At 67.5% G+C, this 493-nt stretch carries 1 protein-coding gene; it reads right to left on the reverse strand.

Translation table 11 applies throughout. From position 1 onward, the window contains the following. Positions 1-493: TolC family protein (locus tag APY03_RS35880; RefSeq protein ID WP_198161363.1), on the reverse strand; the 493-nt coding region annotated here is incomplete at both ends.

Genomic DNA, 493 nt, shown 5'->3' on the forward strand with positions numbered 1-493 from the left:
CGCTGTATGTCCGGCCGCCTGTGCGCCAATTCGGAGGGCAGGCCCACCGGCACATTGGAAGGAAGCGAAGGCAAGGGCATCGCCTCAAGCAACTGCGCATCGAGGGCGCGCGGCTCCTCCCCCTGCAGCAGTGCCAAGGCGTTCATCAGCGTGTTGCGGCGCTGGACCAGTTCTGGCACCAGCGCCTCCACCGTTGCCAGTTGCGCGCGCGCCGAAGCGGTTTCAAAGCGCGTGGCGACACCGTTGCGCTCACGGCTTTCGGCAAGGCGCAGGGTGCGATCGGCGACCTCCAGGTTCTGCCGGGTGATGTCCAGTTGCGCCTGCGTTCCTCGCAATTGGAGGTAGGTGCGGGCCACTTCGGCGGACAAGGCCACCCGTGCCGCCTCGCGCTCATACACAGTGGCCTCGAAGGCGGCTGCGGCGCCTTCGCGCGATCGCCGCGCGCGGCCCCACAGATCGAGTTCCCAACTGGCGTCGAATCCCAACTGCCAGA

The organism is Variovorax sp. WDL1 (assembly GCF_001541225.1).
GTDB lineage: Bacteria > Pseudomonadota > Gammaproteobacteria > Burkholderiales > Burkholderiaceae_C > Variovorax.